The sequence below is a fragment of the Brevibacillus porteri genome (genome assembly GCF_003013475.1).
Lineage (GTDB): Bacteria > Bacillota > Bacilli > Brevibacillales > Brevibacillaceae > Brevibacillus > Brevibacillus porteri.
In genome coordinates this window covers 27,458-49,093 of the sequence record NZ_PXZO01000048.1, presented here as the reverse complement: position 1 = coordinate 49,093, position 21,636 = coordinate 27,458, and the positions used below count along the sequence as shown (strand labels likewise).

General features: G+C 48.6%; 17 protein-coding genes and 2 pseudogenes. 16 read left to right on the top strand and 3 right to left on the bottom strand.

Annotated elements, in window-relative coordinates; all coding sequences use genetic code 11:
• Window positions 1-93: 93 nt before the first annotated feature.
• Window positions 94-1,293: a hypothetical protein gene (locus C7R92_RS23150; protein ID WP_106835792.1), complete on the top strand. Its 1,200-nt coding sequence runs from the start codon at window positions 94-96 to the stop codon at window positions 1,291-1,293.
• A gap of 60 nt (window positions 1,294-1,353) precedes the next feature.
• On the opposite strand, the gene C7R92_RS23145 is transcribed toward C7R92_RS23150, so the two are convergent.
• Window positions 1,354-2,016, bottom strand: a complete 663-nt coding sequence (locus C7R92_RS23145) for an NAD(P)H-dependent oxidoreductase (protein WP_106835791.1) — start codon at window positions 2,014-2,016, stop codon at window positions 1,354-1,356.
• 174 nt (window positions 2,017-2,190) lie between these two features.
• Here C7R92_RS23145 and C7R92_RS23140 point away from each other — a divergent pair, with 174 nt between their 5' ends.
• The 6 genes and pseudogenes from C7R92_RS23140 to C7R92_RS33425 form a co-directional block, all read left to right on the top strand.
• Window positions 2,191-2,571 carry a winged helix-turn-helix transcriptional regulator gene (locus C7R92_RS23140; RefSeq protein ID WP_106835790.1) on the top strand — a complete coding sequence of 127 codons (381 nt, stop codon included), beginning with the start codon at window positions 2,191-2,193 and terminating at the stop codon, window positions 2,569-2,571.
• Between the two features lie 110 nt (window positions 2,572-2,681).
• A complete protein-coding gene (locus tag C7R92_RS23135; protein WP_106835789.1) occupies window positions 2,682-4,208 on the top strand; it encodes a YcdB/YcdC domain-containing protein in 1,527 nt (508 codons plus the stop codon).
• Between the two features lie 76 nt (window positions 4,209-4,284).
• Window positions 4,285-4,833, top strand: a complete 549-nt coding sequence (locus tag C7R92_RS23130) for an RNA polymerase sigma factor (protein ID WP_106835788.1) — start codon at window positions 4,285-4,287, stop codon at window positions 4,831-4,833.
• Window positions 4,820-6,514, top strand: a complete 1,695-nt coding sequence (locus tag C7R92_RS23125; RefSeq protein WP_106835787.1) for a YcdB/YcdC domain-containing protein — start codon at window positions 4,820-4,822, stop codon at window positions 6,512-6,514. Before C7R92_RS23130 ends, C7R92_RS23125 begins: the two co-directional genes overlap by 14 nt.
• Before the next feature lie 108 nt (window positions 6,515-6,622).
• On the top strand, window positions 6,623-8,119 hold the full coding sequence (locus C7R92_RS23120) for a YcdB/YcdC domain-containing protein (protein ID WP_106835786.1): 1,497 nt from the start codon (window positions 6,623-6,625) through the stop codon (window positions 8,117-8,119).
• A 79-nt stretch (window positions 8,120-8,198) separates the two neighbouring features.
• Window positions 8,199-8,495 (top strand): annotated as a pseudogene (locus C7R92_RS33425) (DUF1579 family protein); the annotation flags it as partial.
• On the opposite strand, the gene C7R92_RS33420 reads toward C7R92_RS33425, so the two are convergent.
• Both C7R92_RS33420 and C7R92_RS23105 read right to left on the bottom strand, forming a co-directional pair.
• Window positions 8,470-8,784 carry a zinc-binding dehydrogenase gene (locus C7R92_RS33420; RefSeq protein WP_412678999.1) on the bottom strand — a complete coding sequence of 105 codons (315 nt, stop codon included), beginning with the start codon at window positions 8,782-8,784 and terminating at the stop codon, window positions 8,470-8,472. The pseudogene C7R92_RS33425 and the gene C7R92_RS33420 sit on opposite strands and share 26 nt — an antisense overlap.
• Window positions 8,768-9,109: an MFS transporter gene (locus C7R92_RS23105; RefSeq protein ID WP_146147624.1), complete on the bottom strand. Its 342-nt coding sequence runs from the start codon at window positions 9,107-9,109 to the stop codon at window positions 8,768-8,770. Before C7R92_RS23105 ends, C7R92_RS33420 begins: the two co-directional genes overlap by 17 nt.
• A 586-nt stretch (window positions 9,110-9,695) precedes the next feature.
• On the opposite strand from C7R92_RS23105, the gene C7R92_RS23100 reads away from it, so the two are divergent.
• The 9 genes and pseudogenes from C7R92_RS23100 (at window position 9,696) to C7R92_RS23060 (ending at window position 21,589) form a co-directional block, all read left to right on the top strand.
• Window positions 9,696-10,694, top strand: coding sequence for a thiamine pyrophosphate-dependent dehydrogenase E1 component subunit alpha (locus tag C7R92_RS23100; RefSeq protein ID WP_106835784.1), 999 nt, complete (start codon window positions 9,696-9,698; stop codon window positions 10,692-10,694).
• A 28-nt stretch (window positions 10,695-10,722) separates the two neighbouring features.
• A complete protein-coding gene (locus C7R92_RS23095; RefSeq protein ID WP_106835783.1) occupies window positions 10,723-11,757 on the top strand; it encodes an alpha-ketoacid dehydrogenase subunit beta in 1,035 nt (344 codons plus the stop codon).
• Window positions 11,758-11,791: 34 nt separating this feature from the next.
• Window positions 11,792-13,036, top strand: a complete 1,245-nt coding sequence (locus tag C7R92_RS23090) for a dihydrolipoamide acetyltransferase family protein (RefSeq protein WP_106835782.1) — start codon at window positions 11,792-11,794, stop codon at window positions 13,034-13,036.
• Between the two features lie 13 nt (window positions 13,037-13,049).
• On the top strand, window positions 13,050-14,429 hold the full coding sequence (gene lpdA / locus C7R92_RS23085; protein WP_106835781.1) for a dihydrolipoyl dehydrogenase: 1,380 nt from the start codon (window positions 13,050-13,052) through the stop codon (window positions 14,427-14,429).
• A gap of 189 nt (window positions 14,430-14,618) precedes the next feature.
• On the top strand, window positions 14,619-16,502 hold the full coding sequence (locus C7R92_RS23080; protein WP_146147625.1) for a sigma-54-dependent Fis family transcriptional regulator: 1,884 nt from the start codon (window positions 14,619-14,621) through the stop codon (window positions 16,500-16,502).
• Window positions 16,503-16,795: 293 nt separating this feature from the next.
• Window positions 16,796-18,490, top strand: coding sequence for a YcdB/YcdC domain-containing protein (locus tag C7R92_RS23075; RefSeq protein WP_106835779.1), 1,695 nt, complete (start codon window positions 16,796-16,798; stop codon window positions 18,488-18,490).
• Between the two features lie 354 nt (window positions 18,491-18,844).
• Window positions 18,845-20,816 (top strand): annotated as a pseudogene (locus C7R92_RS23070) (M6 family metalloprotease domain-containing protein).
• Window positions 20,817-20,999: 183 nt separating this feature from the next.
• On the top strand, window positions 21,000-21,302 hold the full coding sequence (locus C7R92_RS23065) for a DUF2089 family protein (RefSeq protein ID WP_106835778.1): 303 nt from the start codon (window positions 21,000-21,002) through the stop codon (window positions 21,300-21,302).
• Window positions 21,299-21,589: a hypothetical protein gene (locus C7R92_RS23060; protein ID WP_017251753.1), complete on the top strand. Its 291-nt coding sequence runs from the start codon at window positions 21,299-21,301 to the stop codon at window positions 21,587-21,589. The genes C7R92_RS23065 and C7R92_RS23060 overlap by 4 nt, the downstream gene beginning before the upstream one ends.
• Window positions 21,590-21,636 lie beyond the last annotated feature (47 nt).

Sequence of the window (21,636 nt, the reverse complement as noted above, 5' to 3'; positions counted from 1 at the left end):
AAACATATTTTTTAGGGGTTTGTGTCACAAGCTGTGCATGACGAGGATCGTAACAAGTGAACAGCAATCAACGAGTCGAAAGGATGAACCGACATGAAAAAGCAAGCACTTGTTACCGCTAGCATGGCAGCACTCCTTCTCTCAGCGGTATCCCCATTGGGGAGCGCACAAGCGCAAACGAACATGGTAATCGCTGCGAATAAAGTGCAAGCGATCACTTTTGATCAGCTCGTCAAAGAAATGGACAAAAAACAGCCTATCTCCATGTTCATCGAATCCACGCACACATCGAAAGGGAAGCAGGGCACCGAGACCCAAAAGGCAAAAACATGGGATAACACGATCAAAGGAGAATGGAGAGAGGAAATCTCAGACGGGAAAAGGGTTCAGCATGCCGCAGGGAAGGCAGGGCAGGTGGCGGCGTATCAAGAAGGCGGCAGCGGGTTTGTCCACTCCGCAACGATAGGCACATACGATAATGAAATCAACAAGACGAAGCGAGAGCTACAGCGCTTGAAAGTGGCGTTGCCAGATTCGAAGGTGGCGATCACCGTGAAGGAAGCACAACTGTTGAATCGAGCCGTGTATCACGTCGTCAAAAAAGAAGACGCGAAAATCGATGGCAAGCTTCACCATTACCAGGATGACCTGTGGATCGATAAAGAAACAGGGCTGCTGCTCAAACGCACCTTCTCCCACAATCAAGCGCAAGCGTTTTCGTATACCGTAGACAAGGTGGATTTCCAACCTGTATTCGATGAGAAAACATTCGAAGTGAGCATTCCAGCGGGTGTGGAGCAGCGCAAGTTTTCCCCTGAGGTGGAAAAGGTAGTAGCCGAGGTGACGAAGCTTTTCCCAGACACTGCAAAGTTTTCCGATTATGATAACTATGGCATCGAAGGTAACTGGCAACTCCTGAAAATGTTTGAAGCGCAAAAAAGAGTGTACAGTCCGACTCCTCGTGCAGAAGCTTTCGTTATCATGGATACCCGTACAAACGAATTGAGTAAAGTAATGATCCAAAATCCAGAGTGGGTGTCGAAAAAGCTCCCTGCCGAGAAGGTGGCAAAAGAGAAGGCAGCCGCTTTCTTGAAACAGCTGGTGGGCGATCAAGCAAGCCAGTATAAAGTAGAGGCAAAGGTCGAGCAGGGCGGTGGCCGTGCCATTTTTGAAGACTACGTCTATGGGTTTGTGACAGCAGAGGTGACGTTCCGTCCAGCCAAAGGCAAGGGAATCACGATCTCCGTGGATGAAGCAGGTCGTATCGTAGGCTTTAAGTATACGGATGAGTAAGTAAACGACAAAAAGCATTCGGAATTCGAATGCTTTTTTACGTGGAGCCAATAACTGGTTTTACCCGATAAAACGAATAATCTCTTCCTTCGTTTGTCTGGTTTTCGCACGGGGTTCATTTTTCCGGTAGCCAAAAGCCACCATGCAAGCGACGCCGAAGCGTTCTCTGTCGAGGAGTCCCTCCGCCGCGAGGATATCCTCGACCTTCTCTTTTGCAAAGCCTTCAATAGGGCAGGAATCAATGCCGATCATGGCAGCAGACGTCATCATATTGCCAAGCGCGATGTAGGTCTGTCTGGATGCCCATTCGAACATGACTCGCTCGTCGTCAAACAGGGCGAAATCATTTTTCAGGAAGTGATCGTAAGCAGCGCCTTTTTGCTGTACGATGCTTTCCGGCAAGTCCTGCGTGTCTTTCATCATATGCTGGATATATTCGGAATCAGCGGCCATTTCTTGTTTGGTCCGCGCCAGTACGATGACGAAATGGCTTGCGGTCGGCAGTTGTTTTTGCGCACCCCATGTGACGGGTAGCAGCTTTTCTCTAAGAGCTGGATCTTGCAGCACGAGGAAGCTCCATGGTTCAAAGCCAAAGGAGCTGGGGGACAGACGAGCCGTCTCCATAATAAAATCAAAGTCTTCATTCGTAATTTTTTTAGCTGCATCAAACTCTTTGCAGGCGTGTCTGAATTGATAGGCTTCTATGATTTGATCTTTACGCATAATGTCATCCTACTTTCGAATAAGTTTATGAAACCGTTGATAGAAAATGGGCGCTTACCTCGATGAGGGTCCCTCCTTTAAAAGTGTTTTACAAAATTGAGCATACCGAATACACTAAAGAAAAGTAAGTACGCACTTTTTCGGTTAATACTTACGAAAAGGGAAGTGAGTGGGATGAAGAAGAAACCAGCGATGAGGTACCTATTAAATGGCAAGGAATATCCTTGCCCGATCGAGCTTGCTGTCTCGGTTTTTGCGGGACGATGGAAGGTATCAATCATTTGTCAGCTGTTCAAAGGGAAAAAAAGGTACGGGGAATTAAAGAAAAATATAATCGGTGTGAATCATAAAATGCTGGCAGAACAATTGCGGGAGCTGGAGGAAGCAGGAATCGTAAAGCGTGAAGTGTATCCGGTCGTTCCGCCAAAAGTAGAGTACGAATTGACCGAGCTAGGGAAAGGCTTGGGACCTGTCATTGAGTATTTGCGAGAATGGGGAGAACATTTTCAAACAGAGGTACCAGAAGAGTCGCTATCTACTGCTCACGGGTCATGAAAATCGCCACCTGAAAGGGTGGTTTTTTTATTTTGTAACCTCCCGGTGGTTTTTCCGACTATTACATAGGACAAAAAAACAAACACAAAATTCCTTGGGAGGGAACAACTGTGAAACATACAAAGAAATTGGCAAGCACGTTACTAATGGCAAGCCTGTTGGCGACAACCCCGGTATGGCTACAACACCCGACGATGACCGTACAAGCTGCGGACAATCAAGGGCAGGAAGTAAAGCTCTCACCAGCAGCAGAAAAAACACTCCAAACGCTCTACACCATCCAGCCTGAATTGAAAAATATGGACAAAAAGATGAACGGACCGAAAAACGGTGTATACGAGCTGCGCTTTGATAAAGAAATTGCCTCAGGCAAGATGGAGCTATATGCCATGGTGGGCCTGGATGCAACGACTGGTGCTATGCATAGCTACGAAAATGATCAGGAAATGCAAAAGCAAAACAATCAGCCATCGGAAGCGGTTGCCAAACAAAAATCTGCGGCATTTTTGCAAAAGCTCTTGGGCAACGATTTCAAAAAGTACAAAGCCACTCAGACAACAAAGGGCGAATGGGATGCTGTTACCTATACGCGCCATGAGCATGGTGTACCTGTGTTCACCGATCGTTATGTCGTTGGCGTCAACAGTTCGAGTGTCACGTACGTGAACACGTTTGAAGGCGCTCCACTCCGAGCAGCCTCCTCCTTGTTTGCCAAGCCAGGAAAGGTAATGTCCAAAGACGAAGTGACGGGGAAAGTCGCTTCGCTCATGGAGCTTACGTATTCCGCGCATAAAAAGGAGACAGGAAAGCCGGCTTTGAAATACTCGCTGGAGTCGACCGGATACTTGGATGCTGTGACAGGAGAAGAAATCGAGAGTGCCTTTTCCCTTAAAAGCCGTTACTCGGATGTCATAGCGGTCAAGCCAGGCGGCAAAAAGCTTACAGCTAGCAATGCCGATGAAGCGATGAGAGTGATGACAGAAGAATTTCAAATTCAGATGGATGGAATCACGTTAGAGACGGATACACATACCCCAGCGGAAATGAAAGGAGAAGGGGAAACAATTTACAGATCCAAGGGTAAAGACGGCAGAATCACGGTCTATACGAACAACAACGAAGTGACCGGCTTCCAGGTCCGCGGAAAAGCCGAGATGGCCAATGCCATACAGCATGGCAACAAACCGGCAAATGCCCAGCTTTCGTACGAGCAAGCCAAGGAAAAAGCGGTGCAGTTTTTACAGCCGTACCTCGACGCTAGTGTGAAAGAGCTGAAGATCGATCAAAAAGAGATCAGGATGCCATTTGCAACGTCATACAGCTTCAGCTTCTACGCGCTGCATGACGGCGTGATTGTTACGGATCAGAATTACCTCGTCAACGTAGACGGACAGACTGGGGAAATCGTGAATTACATGAACTCCTTTACGAAGCCATCTGCTCCGTTCCCGGACAAAAAGACCGCCATTTCCAAAGAAGCAGCCGCCAAACAGTTTTTGAAAGACCGTCCTGCTATGCTCGGGTACATGTTCCCTGTTCAGAATGAGAAGGTGCAAGCAAGGCCAAGTCTGGTTTATTCCATCGACACGGTTTCTTACTTCTTGCTTGATGCGGTAACAGGAAAGTCATTCAAATAATCGTATTCGATCCCGCTTCCTATCATGAGAAGCGGGATTCCATCATGTCCTGTCGCGAGAAGAGGAGGAAGAAGCCTTGGATGCTCGAGAAGATCGAGGTCAGCAAGACATATCAGGGATATACAGGATGTATTCCAAAGAAGTCTATCAGTATCTCTATCATTTTATTGGAAGTCGGGAAGCCGCAGAGGATTTGACCCAAGAAGTGTTTGTGCGCGTCATTAAATCTTTGCACAGGTTTGAGGAGCGCTCGAGTATGCGCACTTGGATTTTACATATTGCCAAGCATGTCGCCATCGATGAATACAGAAAGAAACGGCTGCAAACGATTTTTGCCGGGACCTTGCTAAAGCTGTTGCCCAGCACAGAGGGTTTGCCAGAAAAAGAGCTGCAGGATAAAGAGGAACGTACTCATTTTGAAAAAGCGCTGCTACAACTGAAGCCCAAGTACCGAAACGTCATTGTATTGCGGGGAATTAGAGAGTATACGGTGAAGGAAACAGCAGAAATTCTCGGCTGCACAGAGGCGAAGGTCAAGGTAGACTTTCACCGTGCGATGAAGATGGTAAAAGAAGTGGCGTTACACATCTATGAAAAGGGGGCTGGTGTGAATGAAATTTCCTAGCGATGAAGAAGTGTTACAGGAATTTCGAAACAGACCGGATGCAGTCCCCCGCAGCGAGTTTTTGCACACATTGGAAAGAAAGCTGGTCGAGGTCGAGCAACAGCATCGAAGCAGAAGCAAAATGCGACGCACGACCATTCGACTGGGATTATCCGCAGCGGTGCTGCTAGCGGTCTTTTTCCTGGCGCCGATTTTTACCCGGCTGATTACCCATCCGGAATCCATCATGACGACGAAGCCAGAAGCACCTCTCGTGTTGAAGGGTCAGCAGCTAAAGCTGGCGGAAGTATCACCTGCCGTAAAGCAAACCTTGGAAAAGCTGTTCAATCTCGTTCCGGAGCTAAAGACGATGGAACCCAAAGTCATCGGAAAAGAAGATGGCGTCTATGAAATTGTCTTTTATCAAAAGGAGCAAGGAAAGGAGCAGCGGTACGTATCTGTCGAGATGGTGGCAGCCACGGGGAAAATCAGTAACTACGAAAATGAGAAAGCGATGAATGAGGAAGCCCCTTCGCCTACAGAAGAAGAAGCGAAGCAAATGTCTGCTGCCTTTTTACAAGCGCTGTTGGGAGACGAATTCAAGCAATACCAAGTAAGTCAGAATGCCAATAATGATTGGAGTAGCGTTGCGTACACTCGCTATGAAAATGGGCTGCCGGTATTTTTGGACCGCTATTACGTTGGTGTCAACAGTAAGGGAGTCACATATGTAAATACACCTGAAGGTGCACAACCCCCTGTATCGTCAGAGGCATTTCCGAAACCGGGCACGTTTTTGTCCGAAGAAGAGGTGATCGCAAAAGTGGCATCCCTCATAGAGCTGACCTATTCATTAGAGAAAGATACAGGTAAGCCGTTGTTAACGTATTCTCTTGAGACGACAGGGTATTTTCATGCGGAGACAGGAGAAGATGTTGAGAGTGTCTCCTCACATACGAGCCGTTACTCTGACGTGATTTCTGTCAAGCCAGGAGGTAAAAAGCTGGCGGCTAGGGATGCGGATGAAGTAGCGAAAGTAATGGCAGAGGAGTTCGGGATTGATATGAATGGGGTTAGCTTTGAGGCAGATGAGCGTATACTGCCTGACAAGAAAGGTGTGGAAGGGACTCTCTACAAGTCCTCGGGTGGAACAGAAAAGATTATGGTTTATACGAATAACAAGGAGCTAACAGGCTTCCAGATTCGCGGGAAAATCGAGACGGCTAGTTCAACACAGCATGATAACAAGCCTGCAAATGCAAAGCTTACGTATGAAGAGGCAAAGGAAAAAGCCGTTCAGTTTTTGGAGCCTTATTTGGACAGTAGTGTGAAAGAACTGAAGATCGATGAGAGTCAGATCATGATGCCTACTTCAACAGCGTATAGCTTTAGTTTTTTCGCCCTGCATGATGGCGTAGTCGTCACTGACCAGAATTACCTCGTCAATGTAGATGGGCAGACAGGACAGATTGTGAATTTCATGGACAATTTTATGAAGCCGATTGGACCTTTCCCGGATTTGGATACGGCCATATCGAGGGAAGAAGCAGTTAAGCAATTTTTGCAGAGTCACCCTGTTGAATTGGGTTACATACTGCCTGTAGAAAAGGAGACCCTGCAGCTAAGACCACTTCCGGTTTATTCTGTAGACACGAGGGCTTATTTCTTGCTTGATGCGATATCAGGAAAGTTAGTCAAGTAGTAAAAGAGAGGGAGTATCAGGTGAAGATGCTCCCTATTTTGTAACCTCCGTGGTTATTTTTCGACTATTACATAGAGGAAATAAAAAATTACTATGGAGGAAAAGATTATGAATTATACTAAGAAACTGGTAACAACAATGCTGACGGCAAGTATTTTAGCAACGACCCCAATGTGGGGCCAGCATCCAGTGCTAACTGCACAAGCTGAGACAAATCTGGGATTGCCGCCAGCAGCAGAACAAACACTCCAAACGATTTACACTCTACAGCCGGACTTGAAAAGTATGGACCTCATGATCAACCCGCCGAAAAATGGTGTGTACGAGTTGCTTTTTCATTCTACAGATCAAAAGGAGCGGTATGCTAGGCTGCTACTTGATGCAGAGACTGGTGCTTTGCATACGTATGAAAACGAATATGAGGCGAAGCAGAAGAACAAGCCATCAGCAGCAGTTGCCAAACAAAATGCGGACGCGTTCTTACAGGCGCTATTGGGCGACGATTTCAACAAATACAGAGCCAGTCAAGAATCGAATGATTGGCAGGTAACGTATACACGCTACGAAAATGGTTTGCCTGTTTTCACCGATCGTTATGTCGTCGGCGTCAACGGTAAAGGTGTTATGTACGTGGATACGTTGGAAGGTGCGCCATTACGAGCATCATCTGAGTTGTTTGTCCAGCCGGGGAAAGTGTTGGTGGAAGCTAAGCTCCCAGAGAAAGTAGCGTCGTTTATGGAACTTACGTATTCCGCGCATGAAAAGGCAACAGGAAAGCCTGCTTTGACGTATTCGCTAAAATCGAGTGGATATATGAATGCAGTGACAGGAGAAAAGGTCGAAAGCGCCTCTTCGCATACAAGTCGTTACTCTGAAGTTATTGCGGTCAAGTCTGGAGGTAAGCGGTTTTCAGCTCGAAATGCCGATGACGTGAAGCGAGTATTAGCAGAACAGTTCCAGCTCAATATGGAGGGAATCAGCTTTGATACGGATGAGCGGATCCTACCGGAAAAGAAAGGAGTAGAGGGGACGCTTTTCAAGTCTAAGGGAGGAACTGACAAGATCTTGGTTTATACGAACAACAAGGACGTGACTGGCTTCCAAATCCGCAAAGAAGGCGAGGCAGCTAAGGCCACACAGCATCATAACAATCCGGAAAATGTCCAGCTAACGTATGAAGAGGCGAAGGAAAAAGCGGTTCAGTTTTTGCAGCCCTACCTTGACGCAAGTGTGAAAGAGCTGAAAATCGATCAAAGCAAAATCTCGATGCCTACTGCCACGGCGTACAGCTTCAGTTTTTTCGCCCTGCACGATGGCGTTGTCGTCTCCGACCAGGAATACCTCGTAAATGTAGACGGACAGACAGGGGAAATTGTGAACTTTATGGATTACTTCACGAAGCCGACCGCTCCGTTCCCGGACAAAAAGAAAGCCATTTCCAAAGAAGCAGCTGCCAAACTGTTTTTGAAAGCCCATCCTACAGAGCTGGGGTATGTGTTCCCTGTTCTAAACAGGAAAGTGCAAGCACGGCCAGTCCCAGCATATTCGATAGACACAAAGTCATACTTCAAGTTGGATGCGGTAACAGGAAAGGCATTCAAGTAAACACATACGTTCTCCCGCTTCCCATCATGAGGGGCGGGATTTTTGTTGGTAAATAGCAATCAATAAGAAGGAATTCCGAATGACGAATGAACATGTCAATCATACTTTACAAGAGGTGCTCAAGCCTGATCCGGCTCTTTCTCATCTGAACGTTTTTGTAGGGAAATGGATGACAGAAGGACTGATTACGGAAAGTCCGTCAGGGCCAGCCGTGAAGTTGAAAGCAATAGATACATACGAATGGCTACCCGGGGGATTTTTCCTTATTCACCATGTAGATGGTTTGATAGGGGATAAAGAAGTCAAAACCATTGAGATCATCGGCTATGATGCGTCTAATCAGGTGTACTTCACACACGCTTATGACAATCATGGAAGTATGGCTTCCTACTATGCAAATCTTTTGGGCAGAGATTGGAAGATAACAGGGAATACCGAAGCAGTTTCCCCCTGGTTGCGCCCGTTTCGAGTAAACGTAACGCTTCATTCGCTTCTTCGGCGGGATAGATGCCGTAAATGTCAGAGCGGATGTACTCTTCGGCCAACATGTGCAGCGCCTCCAACGCTCGTTGGCCGACTCTCGCAGGAAACGCATCGCTGTAGGAGCCGAGTTGAAATCCGGCAACAGCTTGATTGTTGAACCATAAATCATTGGTCGACTGGATGACATCCGGTTGGCCCCCAGCATTGCCGTCGATTGCCAGCCAATGCCATGCTGCCTAACAGCAACATTATCCCGATCATCGTCACGAACGAGGCAAACAACGGCACCATGGGCAGGCCGAACCGGCTTTCAATGACAAGCCTGCCGAGCCAGGCACCCGCTGCATTGCTGATGTGCAGGGCGGACACGTTTAGGGTGGTGACCAGATTTGGAGCCCCCATGGCCTGATTCATGACGTAGACGGTCAGGCAAGGCAGTATGCCGAAGCTGAAGACACCGAGCAGGAATACATCTGCAACCGCGGCCAGCTTGCTTGTTGCAGCCACGGTAAGCACTAGCAGGCACACAGCACACCGTTTATCCCTGGGCTCGAGGTTGCCGGGTATGACTGACGCAACGGAAGCAAATCCGCCGATAGACGACAGTGTCATGGCGGCTACAGTTTTTTGTCTGAGTTTACTGCAAAAGATAAATTATCGCTTATACAATTGATTCAAGACCAAGATACTCCCTTGTTTCAACATGCTGGAAGATGTCTTTAAACGCCAAATGGGCAAGTACCAACAGGCATTAAAGCAGCATAAGGCTGTTCCGGGTAAAGAATAGGATTTGCAGATGAAGCCTTTCTGGTATAACGCCGGGAGGTTTTTTTGCGTTGCCGCACTCCGTTCCGCCACGGGATATCCAGATAGCGCTTGAAAAGGAAGACACAGTCCGTCCAAAGGCACGCGGTGAGCCATTGTACAAAAGGAGACAAAACGAGACAGGTGTCCACTTTTGTTCCCCGCCAAAAGTAAAGCGGTTACAAAAAAACGCAATGTGACCTGCTTCGACGGTTGGCATACTTTTTGCGATATCCCTTGTGTCAAAGGCTGGACCCCAATAAAACATATTCGAGGAGGAGACACGCAAATGACGAAAGTGGATCAGCAAGTCAAAGGAATTCCGTTGTCCCGTGAAAAGGCAGCTTGGATGTACCAAAAAATGCTGGAGATCCGGAAGTTCGAGGACAAGGTGCACGACCTGTTCGGCCAAGGGAAAATCCCCGGTTTCGTCCATTTATACGCGGGGGAGGAGGCCATTGCAGTCGGGCTTTGCGCGCACCTGGACGACAGCGACACCATTACCAGCACGCATCGAGGGCATGGACACTGCATCGCAAAGGGGTGCGATCTGAATGGAATGATGGCGGAGATTTACGGCAGAGTCACGGGACTTTGCAAAGGAAAGGGAGGCTCCATGCACATTGCGGATTTGGACAAAGGAATGCTCGGGGCAAACGGTATTGTCGGGGGAGGCTATCCGCTTGCTTGCGGAGCCGCTTTGACAGCCAAGTACAAGCAGACAGGCGCTGTAAGCGTATGTTTCTTTGGAGACGGAGCGAACAACCAGGGTACGTTCCATGAAGGGATTAACCTGGCAGCCATTTGGAAGCTGCCAGCCGTGTTCGTAGCAGAGAACAACGGATATGGGGAAGCCACGCCGTTTTCGTACGCCTCCAGCTGCAAAACCATTGCGGACCGTGCGATCGCCTACAACATTCCCGGTATCCGAGTGGATGGCAAGGATGTGCTGGCCGTTTATCAGGCAGCACAGGAAGCAATCGAGCGTGCCCGTCGGGGAGAGGGACCGACTCTGATCGAGTGCGTGACGTACCGCAACTACGGCCACTTTGAGGGCGACGCCCAGAAATACAAAAAAGAAGAAGAGAAGAAGGCGCATCTGTCGGAGATAGACGCGATCAGAAAATTCCGGAATGATCTGCTCTCTGGAAAGCTGTTTACTGTAGACGAGCTAGATGAAATCGAAGCCGCTGTTGACAAAGCGGTCGAGGAAGCAGTCGCGTTTTCGGAAAACAGTCCGTACCCGGAACCGTCCGAACTGTTGACTGACGTATACGTATCGTACTGAAAAAATGATAGCAAAGGGGGAAAGGAACATGACTAAAAAAATGACCATGTCGCAGGCAATCAACGAGGCGATGAAACTCGCGATGCGCAGAGACGAGAACGTGATTTTGATGGGCGAGGACGTAGCTGGCGGGGCACAGGTCGACCATTTACAGGATGAAGAAGCATGGGGAGGCGTTCTCGGGGTAACGAAAGGCCTCGTTCAGGAGTTCGGCCGAGAACGGGTGCTGGATACCCCGATTACCGAAGCGGGCTATATCGGGGCGGCGATGGCTGCTGCGACCACTGGTCTTCGCCCGATTGCAGAATTGATGTTCAACGATTTCATCGGGAGCTGCCTGGACCAGGTGCTGAATCAGGGGGCCAAGTTCCGGTACATGTTTGGGGGCAAAGCACAGGTGCCGGTTACGATCCGCACGACGCACGGCGCTGGATTCCGGGCGGCGGCGCAGCATTCGCAAAGCCTTTATGCTCTGTTCACGGCCATTCCGGGCATTAAAGTGGTGGTTCCGTCCACACCTGCTGACGCGAAAGGACTGCTGCTGGCATCCATCGAGGACAATGACCCTGTAATCTTCTTTGAGGACAAGACGCTATACAACATGACAGGGGAGGTGCCAGACGGTTATTACACAATTCCGATCGGCAAGGCGGACATCAAGCGTGCCGGTTCGGATTTGACGATCGTCGCGGTCGGTAAACAGGTGCATACAGCCTTGGAGGCGGCGGAGCAGCTCGCCAGGAAAGGAATTGAAACGGAGGTCGTCGATCCGCGCAGCCTGTCGCCGCTCGATGAGGATGCGATCTTGGGGTCCGTTCAAAAGACGAATCGGCTGATTGTCATCGACGAGGCGAATCCACGCTGCAGCATTGCGACCGACATCGCGGCCTTGGTCGCGGATAAAGGCTTCGATAGTCTGGATGCGCCGATCAAGCGGATTACGGCACCGCATACCCCGGTTCCGTTTTCGCCTGTACTGGAGGACCTGTATTTACCGACGCCGCAAATGGTGATTCAAGTGGTATCCGAACTGCTTGGCGATAAATCGCTGTTGAGCGTCTGATTCAGAAAGATAGAAGAAAACGGAGGGAAAACCGATGGCAGTCGAGGTGCTCATGCCGAAGATGGGAATGGCGATGAAAGAGGGAACGGTTTCCCATTGGAACAAACAAATCGGCGATCTGGTATCCAAAGGAGAAGTGATCGCTAGCATCAGTTCGGAAAAAATCGAGGCGGACTTGGAAGCACCGGCGAACGGCGTTTTGTTGAAAATCGTTGTTTCGGAATGGGAGGGTGTGCCGCCTGGAACGGTCATTGGATATATCGGTCATCCAAACGAGCAAATCGCGGAGGAAACGGCCGCAACGGCGACGTTGGAGACGGCTGCTCCCGAGAAAAAGCCGGAGGAGCCCGTGGCTTCGGCGAAGTCGGCCACGATAGCGGCAAGTCTGGAAAATGCGAAAGAAGTGAAAATTTCCCCGGTCGCGCGCAAGTTGGCCGAGGCGGCAGGCCTCCCCGTCGAATCTCTCATCGGCACGGGACCGGTGGGCAGGATCACAAAGGAAGACGTAGAAAAGGCGATTGCTGAACGGGAGGTGAAGCAGGCTGTAGCAGCGGAGGATGATCGGCTACCTGCTGTTGCCGTGGAGGAAACGATGGAGCAATTGCCTGTCACGGGCATGCGGAAGGTGATTGCTTCCCGGATGATGGCCAGTTTGCAGGAAAGCGCCCAGCTTACGATCACCACACGGGCCGATGTCACGGACTTGATCGCTTTGCAAAAGAAAATGAACAAAGTCACGCAAAAAGAGCACGACATCAAGCTGACCGTGACTGATCTCATTGCGAGGGCGACGGTTCTTGCTCTCCAAAGGCACAAGCATGTAAACAGCGCCTATATCGATGACCGGATTCATCGGTACGGGAACGTCCACCTGGGAATAGCCGTCGCGCTCGAACAAGGGCTGGTCGTTCCGGTCGTTCGGTACGCGGAATCAACATCGGTGCTGGACCTCTCCCGCCGGATCAAAGCGCTGGCTGTACAGGCGCGGGAAGGGACGCTCGGCATGGAGGAGATGCAAGGGTCTACCTTCTCCATCACGAACCTTGGGGCATACGGAATTGATTTCTTTACGCCGGTGCTGAATCCGCCGGAGGCAGGCATTCTCGGCGTAGGGGCCGTGCAGGAAACGCCTGTCTTCATCGGTGAGGAAGTACAGCGGCGGAGCATTCTCCCGCTCAGCCTGACGTTCGATCATCGCGTACTGGACGGAGCACCGGCAGCCGAATTTTTGCACACACTGAGAAAATACTTGGAAGAGCCGTATCGGATGCTCTTGTGAAGGACGTGATGGGATGAGTGCAATTGCAGTGATCGGAGGGGGACCTGCCGGCTACGTTGCGGCGATTGTCGCCGCCCAAAAGGGCAAACAGGTCACCCTGATCGAGCAGCGGGCGTTGGGTGGGACCTGTCTGAACGAAGGATGTATGCCAACCAAATCGCTCCTAGAGTCCGCGGAGATGGCCGAGAAAGTAAAGCATGCCGGCCGTTTCGGCATTCGCGTGCCCGAACAGGAAGTATCGATTGACTGGCAGGGAGTGCAGAGCTACAAAAACAGAATCGTGCAGCAGCTCGTTATGGGAATCGGATTTCTTATGAGAAAAAACAAAATCAAGGTGCTTACGGGCAAGGCTCGTTTTGTCAGCCAACGCCAAATAGCAGTAGAGAAGGATCAGGGAGAAGAAATTGTTGAAGCCGATAAAATCATCATCGCTTCGGGAGCGGAGCCGATTGAGCTGCCGTTTGCGCCGTTTGATGGTCGCTGGATCATCCACAGTGGACACGCGATGTCGCTTTCGTCGATTCCCGAGACATTGCTGATCATCGGCGGAGGCGTCATCGGATGCGAGTTTGCTAGCATTTACAGTCGCATGGGGTGCGACGTGACAGTGATTGAAATGGCGGATCAGCTTCTCCCCGGCGAAGATGCGGATATTGCGGGTGTTCTGCAAGATCAGCTGGAACGAAGCGGGGTGAAAATCTTGACCTCCACGTCGTTGACATCAGTCGACCAGCAGACGAAAACCGTTCGTTTCAAGAGCCCCGATGGTAGCGGGGAAGCCACAGCAGAGATCGTGCTGGTTGCCGTCGGAAGGATGCCGCGGACGTCAGAACTGCAACTTGATCAGGCGGGTGTAGTATTCGGCAAGCAAGGTATTTCCGTAAACGGGCATATGCAAACGAACGTCCCACATATTTACGCATGCGGGGATGTTGTCGGGGGTATCCAGCTCGCCCATGTCGCTTTTCATGAGGGAACGGTAGCAGCCTTGCATGCATGCGGTCTGGACGCCAAAGCCAATTATCGGGCTGTACCGAGGTGCATCTACACGTCGCCGGAAATCGCTGGTGTCGGCCTCACCGAGAAGCAAGCTAGATCCCAATACGGGGACGTAACAATCGGAGAATTCCCGTTTTCCGTTAATGGAAAGGCAATGATTCTCGGTGAAGCGATCGGAAAGGTGAAGGTCATCACGGAACCGGAATACAATGAGATACTGGGTGTGTCCATCGTAGGTCCACGGGCGACGGAGTTGATCGGGCAAGGAACGGTCATGATCCACGGGGAAATGACGGCGGATATGATGGAAACGTTCATTTCTGCCCACCCGACGTTGTCTGAAGCTCTTCACGAAGCTCTGCTGTCTGCCATCGGTCATGCCGTACACGCCTGAAGCATTGACCTAACCAAAAGCCCCCTGTAACCCAGGGGGAATTTTGCTTTGGGCCATTGTAAGCGCTGCCATTATTGATTAGAATTTAAACAAAAGGAGACGATCTTGCATACATTCTGGCAGGAGTTACTTCAGGCGCGTTACTGAGGGAGGGAATGTATCTTGTTTGAATTCGCTTTAAGTTCGCAGATGTGGAAGCGGTTCGTTCAGGAAGGCGTACTGGATTCTTCACGGATTCACCAATCCATCATCGAATCGTGGTATCGCTCCCGGAACGCCCAAGTCAGCCCGTACTTGGATCGGGGAAGGCATATTCTGAGCGGGGAATCTCTTAGGCACCAACAGCAAAAGAATGCTTTGCTTATGGACGTCGCTGCCCCTTTTCTCGAAAAAATGGATCGACTCGCGAGCGAGATGGGAATGATCGTGCTTTTAATTGATCCGGAAGGCTACGTGCTCTGGATGAAGGGAAGTAAAAGTGTTCGAGAGGTAGCCGAAAAAATACGATTCGTAGAGGGCGTGCGCTGGACGGAAGCCGAGATGGGGACAAATGCAATTGGGACGGCGTTGTCGCTGGGGCAGCCAATTATGGTAACCGGCTCGGAGCACTATTCCATAGCTTCCCATGGTTGGAGCTGTGCTGCCGCTCCAATACGCAACGATGACGGAGAGGTCCTGGGTATCCTCGACGTTTCGTGCCCGGTCGACCAGGCGCATCCATACATACTAGGGATTGTCACCCAGGCCGCCTATACGCTGGAGAAAGAAGTGAAGATCCGCTTTCATCGGGACGAGATGGAATTGATTCAGGGTTCGATGGAAGTACTGGAAAAGGAACAGCAGCTCATCATTTGCAACCCTCGTCAAAAAGTCGTCGCGGCGAGCAGATTGATTCGTCAGAACATTCCGAACTGGCGCGAGATGCGTACCGAAGAAATATACATGCGTTGGTACCGCAATCGGATGGAAGTGCCGATTTGCTCTGCGGAGCACGGTGGTTTCATCGGAAAATATATCTACCTTCTGAATGCAGGGGAGCAGCAGGTAAGGCAGGTCGTCTATCAGGATAAGGGTTCCGCCAAGCCGTTTCGGTTCCTTGGCGAGGCTGGCACAAGCCGTACATTTCGAAAGACGCTGGAAGAGCTTGGGCGGGTAGCTTCCGAGGACATCAATGTCTTCATCCTGGGAGAGACAGGCACCGGAAAAGAAGTGATCGCCCGTTCGATTCATGAGAACAGCAAGTGGGCAAGCGGGCCGTACGTTGCGGTGAACTGCGGGGCGATCCCGGCAGAGCTGCTGGAAAGCGAACTATTCGGTTATGTGGAAGGGGCATTCAGCGGGGCGAAGCGAACCGGGGCGAAGGGGAAATTCCAACTTGCCCACCAAGGAACTATTTTCTTGGACGAAATTGGGGAAATCCCGCACTCCATGCAGGTGGCGCTTCTCCGTGTCTTGCAGGAACGTAAAATAACTCCGCTGGGCGGCAGCCAAGAGATACCCGTCGATTTTCGCGTGATTGCGGCTACGCACCGCAATATCCATCAACTGGTCAAAGAAGGGAAGTTCCGAGAAGACCTTTTTTATCGTCTGTACGTATATCCCGTGCCTGTTCCGGCACTCAGGCAGAGGGCGGAAGATATCCCGCACCTTGTTCACCATTACTGTGAAAAGCATGACTGGGACGCTGTTTTCCCTCCGGAATTCTTTGCCGCGCTGATGGATTACACCTGGCCAGGAAACATTCGCGAGCTTATGAATCTGCTGGATAAATTGCGGATTCTCTCTAGGAACAGATGCGACGACCTCTTACATCTTCTGCATTCCTTGCTCTATCAAAACGCAGAGCTGAGCAAAAGCGTCTCTACCAACCTTAGCTTTCCTGAACAGAGGACGGAGGAGCACCGGGCTTCTCTTTCGTTTCGCGATCAGATACTTCAGCAGCAAATGGTCGAGGCGCTGCAAAAGACGAACGGGAGTGTGTCGAAAGCGGCAAAGCTTCTGGGAATCCCCAGAAGTACGTTCTACAAACGGATACATCGGTTTGAAGAAAATGCAAAACACCCTCGTGGTTGACGGTGTCAGAGAGGAGGACCACAGGATAAGCTTTCCTCTTTTCCAACGAAGAAAACGGATACGAAGATACGCGAGCTTTTCAGGGGGTCAGATAGAACGGACTGTTCCGTGGAAATATAGTTTTAGACTACACGTCCTCGCCGATTAACGCGAGGACGTTTTTTCAATAGAGATAAGGGGTTCTATAGAAAAAATGGAATAATATGTGACGAGAGTATTTGCCCCTCCGTCTTACTATTGGTAAGGTCAAACAGAACTGATCCCCAAATCTGAATACAATTTGGAGGTGCCCAATGAAACTTAAGCCATCCATGATGACGGTTATAGCGGCGTGCTTACTTGCCTCTGCACCTGTATGGACTCCCCATCAACCAACGGTACAAGCAGCAAGCGATATGAAAAAGCCAGAGTCTCAAGAAAAGGATTATTCCCAAGATGTTCAGAATTCTTTGGACAAGCTATTTGAGGTGATTCCAGAGCTAAAAGGGTATCGACTAATTCATAAGCATTATGAGGAAGACGGTTTTCGCCGTTATCCGGCACCGATCTGGAGCTTGCACTTCACCAACAGGCCAAAAACAGATGAAAAAAAAGAGTATGACGCATATTCATCCGTTAGCCTTGAGCTGGATGCACAGACAGGCCAATTGCTCCTCATGGATATCCAAAATCCAGCATGGGCTTCAGCCGATTATCCGGAAGAAGAGCTTGCCAGAGAGAAGGCTTCCGCTTTTATCGAGAACTTATTCGGTACGGAAGCCAAACAGCTGAAAGCCGCTCAAAAACTTAGCAGGGGAAAAGCAGGATCAGGTGACGGGAAGGGCAACAAGCTGGAATGGGCTCACTCCACTGTGCAATACCACTCTCTCATCAATAACCTCCCTCTGTCTAACAACTCTATCTCCGTATCCGTTGATCATGCTGGCCATATTATTAGCTATGAAGCGTATCGTTTCATCGATCCTAGCAAAGTGAACTGGCCTGATCCGAAAAAAGCGATAACACTTGAGGAAGCAAGCAAAATCTATAAGGACAAGCTTAAGCTGGACCTGGTATACGTATGGGAGCAACCGATTTCCTATGCTCAAAATGGAAAACCGGCAGAAAAGAAACCGATGCTTATTTATCAACTGAATACCATTGGTTGGATCGATGCTCTTACCGGTAAAGTCACAGGGGAAGAAACAGAAATGGCAGGGGAGAGTGTTCATATAAAAGGAGAAGGGAAAAGCATCAAAATAGCTTCCCGCGAACAAGGAGAGAAATGGCTGAAAACACAGTTTGGTATTGATGTTTCTGGTGCGACCTTTGAATACGATGATCACAAGGACAATCTTTTAGAAGGACTTCAGACAATCGAATCCTATCGGTGGATGAACGATTCAAATAAAGGTACGCCTGCATTTGAGATGGTTAGCCTCATTACAGATGAACAAAGTGATCGGCTCATCGACTTCGATCTGAATTTCCCAGACGAACGAAAAACAGAGCAGAAAATCAGTGTAGAGGAAGCGAAGAAAAAAGCGATCGCAGCACTGGTACCTTATCTTGACCCGGCGTTAACGGAGCTAACGCTTATCGTAGAGTCTCCTGAAGAAGATATTCCGGAGTGGGTAGACATGAACAAGCTGGATAAGGAAGAAGATAAGGTGTATTCATTCACTTTTCAGGGAAAACGCAACGGGATCGAAGTGTCTGACGAGTTTTATATGATGGGTATAGACAAGGCGACGGGGACGATTACCGATTTAAACCTCCATCCACTCAACCCGGGTGTTACCCTTCCAGATTCCAAAAAGATTATAAGTGCAGCAGAAGCTAAAGAAACGATCCAACAAGAAATTGACCTGGAGCTGGTCTACGTGTGGGAGCAGTATGATGGACAAAGAGCTCCCGAACCGCAACTAGTCTATCAACAGAAATGGAAGAGTGGCTATAGCTTTATCGATGCTTCGACAGGGAAGCTCATCAAAGTGTCCCGCCAATAAATGACATAACAGCCGATTTGCTCTCGTAGCAATATCGGCTTTTTTTAGTACACCTAGCATGGGCGTCGCTCTAGGGTGAAAGTCCCGAACGGGGGCGCTTTATTAGTTAATGATAAAAAAAAAATCCCCGATTTATAGAAAAAGTTAACATGTTACCAAAAATTCCCAATAATGTAGGTAAGGGCATTCTGGTAGTTCTGTATAGATGATCTGTCGATTCATTCTACGTATGAATCAGGTCCATTTATCGACGGAATATTCAGGATGCCATAAAAAGGGGGGGGGCGATCTTCATGAATCTATAGAGGAAACTATTCCAACAGGATAACAACTTCTAAATCGGGAGGAACATTTATGCAAAGAAGTTTTAAAGGCCTGTTCACGTCTGTTTTTTCTTTGATTTGTGTTTTGTACTTTCAAACGGATGTTTTTGCCGCACCCGCATACGATGGAGTTGTCAAAATGAAGCAACCGTCTGGTGAATCGTTTCAAGCCGTGATGCATGGAGATGAATGGTTCCATTGGGCGAGCACAAAGGATGGCGATGTACTTTTACAAGATCAGGAGGGATATTGGAATTACGCTGAACTTACATCAGATGATCTGCAATCGACGGGGATAAAATATAAAATTGACGAAAAGCCTTCAGAAGCGGTAAATGAGAAAAATTTGATGGAATGGATAAATGAGTACGACCCTCAAGCAAATAAAAAACAGGAGTTCCTGAATGAGCTTCAACAAGAATTTTCGGGATCGCTAGAAAAAAATATCGACGGAAGTATCACGCCAGTTACAGGAGCGCAAAAATTGCTTGTTTTGTTAATTGGATTTACAGATGTTGATATCGCCTATAACGACAACGATTGGAGCAACAAATTCTTTTCTGCAAATCAGAAGTCGGTAAAGAATTACTATAATGAAGTGAGTAATGGAAAAGCTCAGATCACCCCAGCATCCGAAGTGTATGGTACGCAAAATGATGGAGTTGTGAAAGTAAAATTAGATTACGCCCATCCGGATACATCGGGAAAAGACATTAGGACGGTTATAACAGATGCACTGGATAAAGCGGATCCTGTGGTGAACTTTGCTAGTTTTGATACAAATAATGATCAAGTCATCGACGCTAAAGATAGCTTCTACATTGTAACTGTTCTTGCTGGTAATGAAGAGGCTAGTGGTGGTGCAGTGCCAAATATTTGGGCACATCAGTGGTATGCTCCCAACACAAATCATGATGGGGTTACAGTATCAGGGATGTATACGACGCAGGGTGAAAAACAATTTGGTCATATGGCAACGATGGGTATCACTGCCCATGAATTGGGTCATTCCTTGGGCCTTCCGGATCTCTATGGTGCTAATAATCATGTGAGTGGTCTAAGTATAATGGCAAATGGAACCTGGAATAATCTCCAAGGGGAGGAACCAGGAACGACACCCACTCATATGGATGCCTGGTCAAAAGCAAAATTAGGATTTGTCACACCAACTGTAGTAAATGCCACTAACAATTTTACGCTTCAAGCCATCCCGAATAATTATAATGTTTTAAAGGTTCCTATAAAGGATAATACGTATTTTTTAGTTGAGAATCGCGAAAAAGTTGGATACGATGCTAGCTTGCAAACAGTTTCTGGAGGCATCGCGGTTTGGCACGTTGATGAATCCATGAGTAATAATACGAATGATCCTCATCCTTTCATTGACATAGAGCAATCCGTGAGTGAATACCAAGACCCATTCTATTACACGAATAACAATCATGCCGCCTCCTTTAGTCCAGACACCAATCCGAACAGTAATACCTACACAGGAGAAAAATCGGGAGTAACGATTACGACGACAAGCACAAGTAATTCTGCCATGAATGTGAATGTGGCAGTCACATCAGGAGAAGCTAGTCTGATTCCGAAAACGAATTGGACGCTAAAATACGTAGACAGCGATGAATTGTACAATGAAGCTCCGAAAGCATTTGATGGAAACAACAGCACGTTTTGGCACACGAAATGGAGCCCTGTAGCTCCAATGCCGCACGATTCAAATTGACTTGGGTGCAACGTATAGCATTTCCAAATTTAGTTACCTGCCCAGACAAGATGGTCAAGTGAACGGAACGATCAAGAACTATGAGTTCTACGTCAGCAGTGATGGAGTGAATTGGGGAACAGCTGTAGCCACAGGTAGCTTTGCAAATGATACTACGTTGAAAGAAACCAGCTTTGCAGCCAAGACAGGTCGCTATATGAAACTGCGTGCCTTAAGCGAGGTAAACAATAACCCATGGACAAGTGCGGCCGAAATCAATGTATTTGGGCAATAATGAGAGTTGGGCACATTGGATGGATATTCGATTAACGAAGGTTGAATAGAAGGATGAGGACACGAGCGGGAGCATCAGGTGAGGATGCTCCTTTTCCATGGTTATTTTTCATTTTATTAAAAAATACTTGAATAAAATTAAAGTTTTCATTAATATAATGAAAGACAGGAGGCGAGGCGATTCATGGAACGCGACGAAATTCCATCTTGGGTGTTAGCTCTGGACAAGGAGACCCTCGAATTTATCAGGAAGTTTATTATCAGTTCGGGCTCTCTCAAGGGGATGGCTGATGAGTACGGTGTATCGTACCCAACAGTTCGGGCCAAGCTCGACCGAATCATTAAAAAGATCGAATTACATAGCAAGGAAGCGGAAGTAGAGTTCGTGCAAATGATCAAAAACCTGGTCATTGACGAACGGATGAGTTTGGAGGTAGCCAAGCTCGTTATTGAAAAATACAAACAAGAAAGAGATGAAAGCAGATGAGTACGGGGATGATTCAATTTTTGGTTGGGCTCGGTATTGTGGGGATGCAAAATTTACTCGGCAGACTGAATCACGCTTATTGGGGGGCTATTTTCCCAGGCTTCTTTTTGGCGTACCTGGTCTACGGTTATGTTACTGGTTTATTTAAAGAAGGCAGTGAACTGACGTTGATCTTGGTAGCAATTGGAGGGATCGCGATTCTATCGTTGGCTTGGTCGGAAGGCAGAAGAGCGATGAAGGCGAAGAGGAAAAAAGAGATGGAGAGAATGGAGTTGCTTGATTTGTAGTGGGGCTAGGGCCTAAGGCCTGCAGAAGAGGAGGACCGTCGACTGCA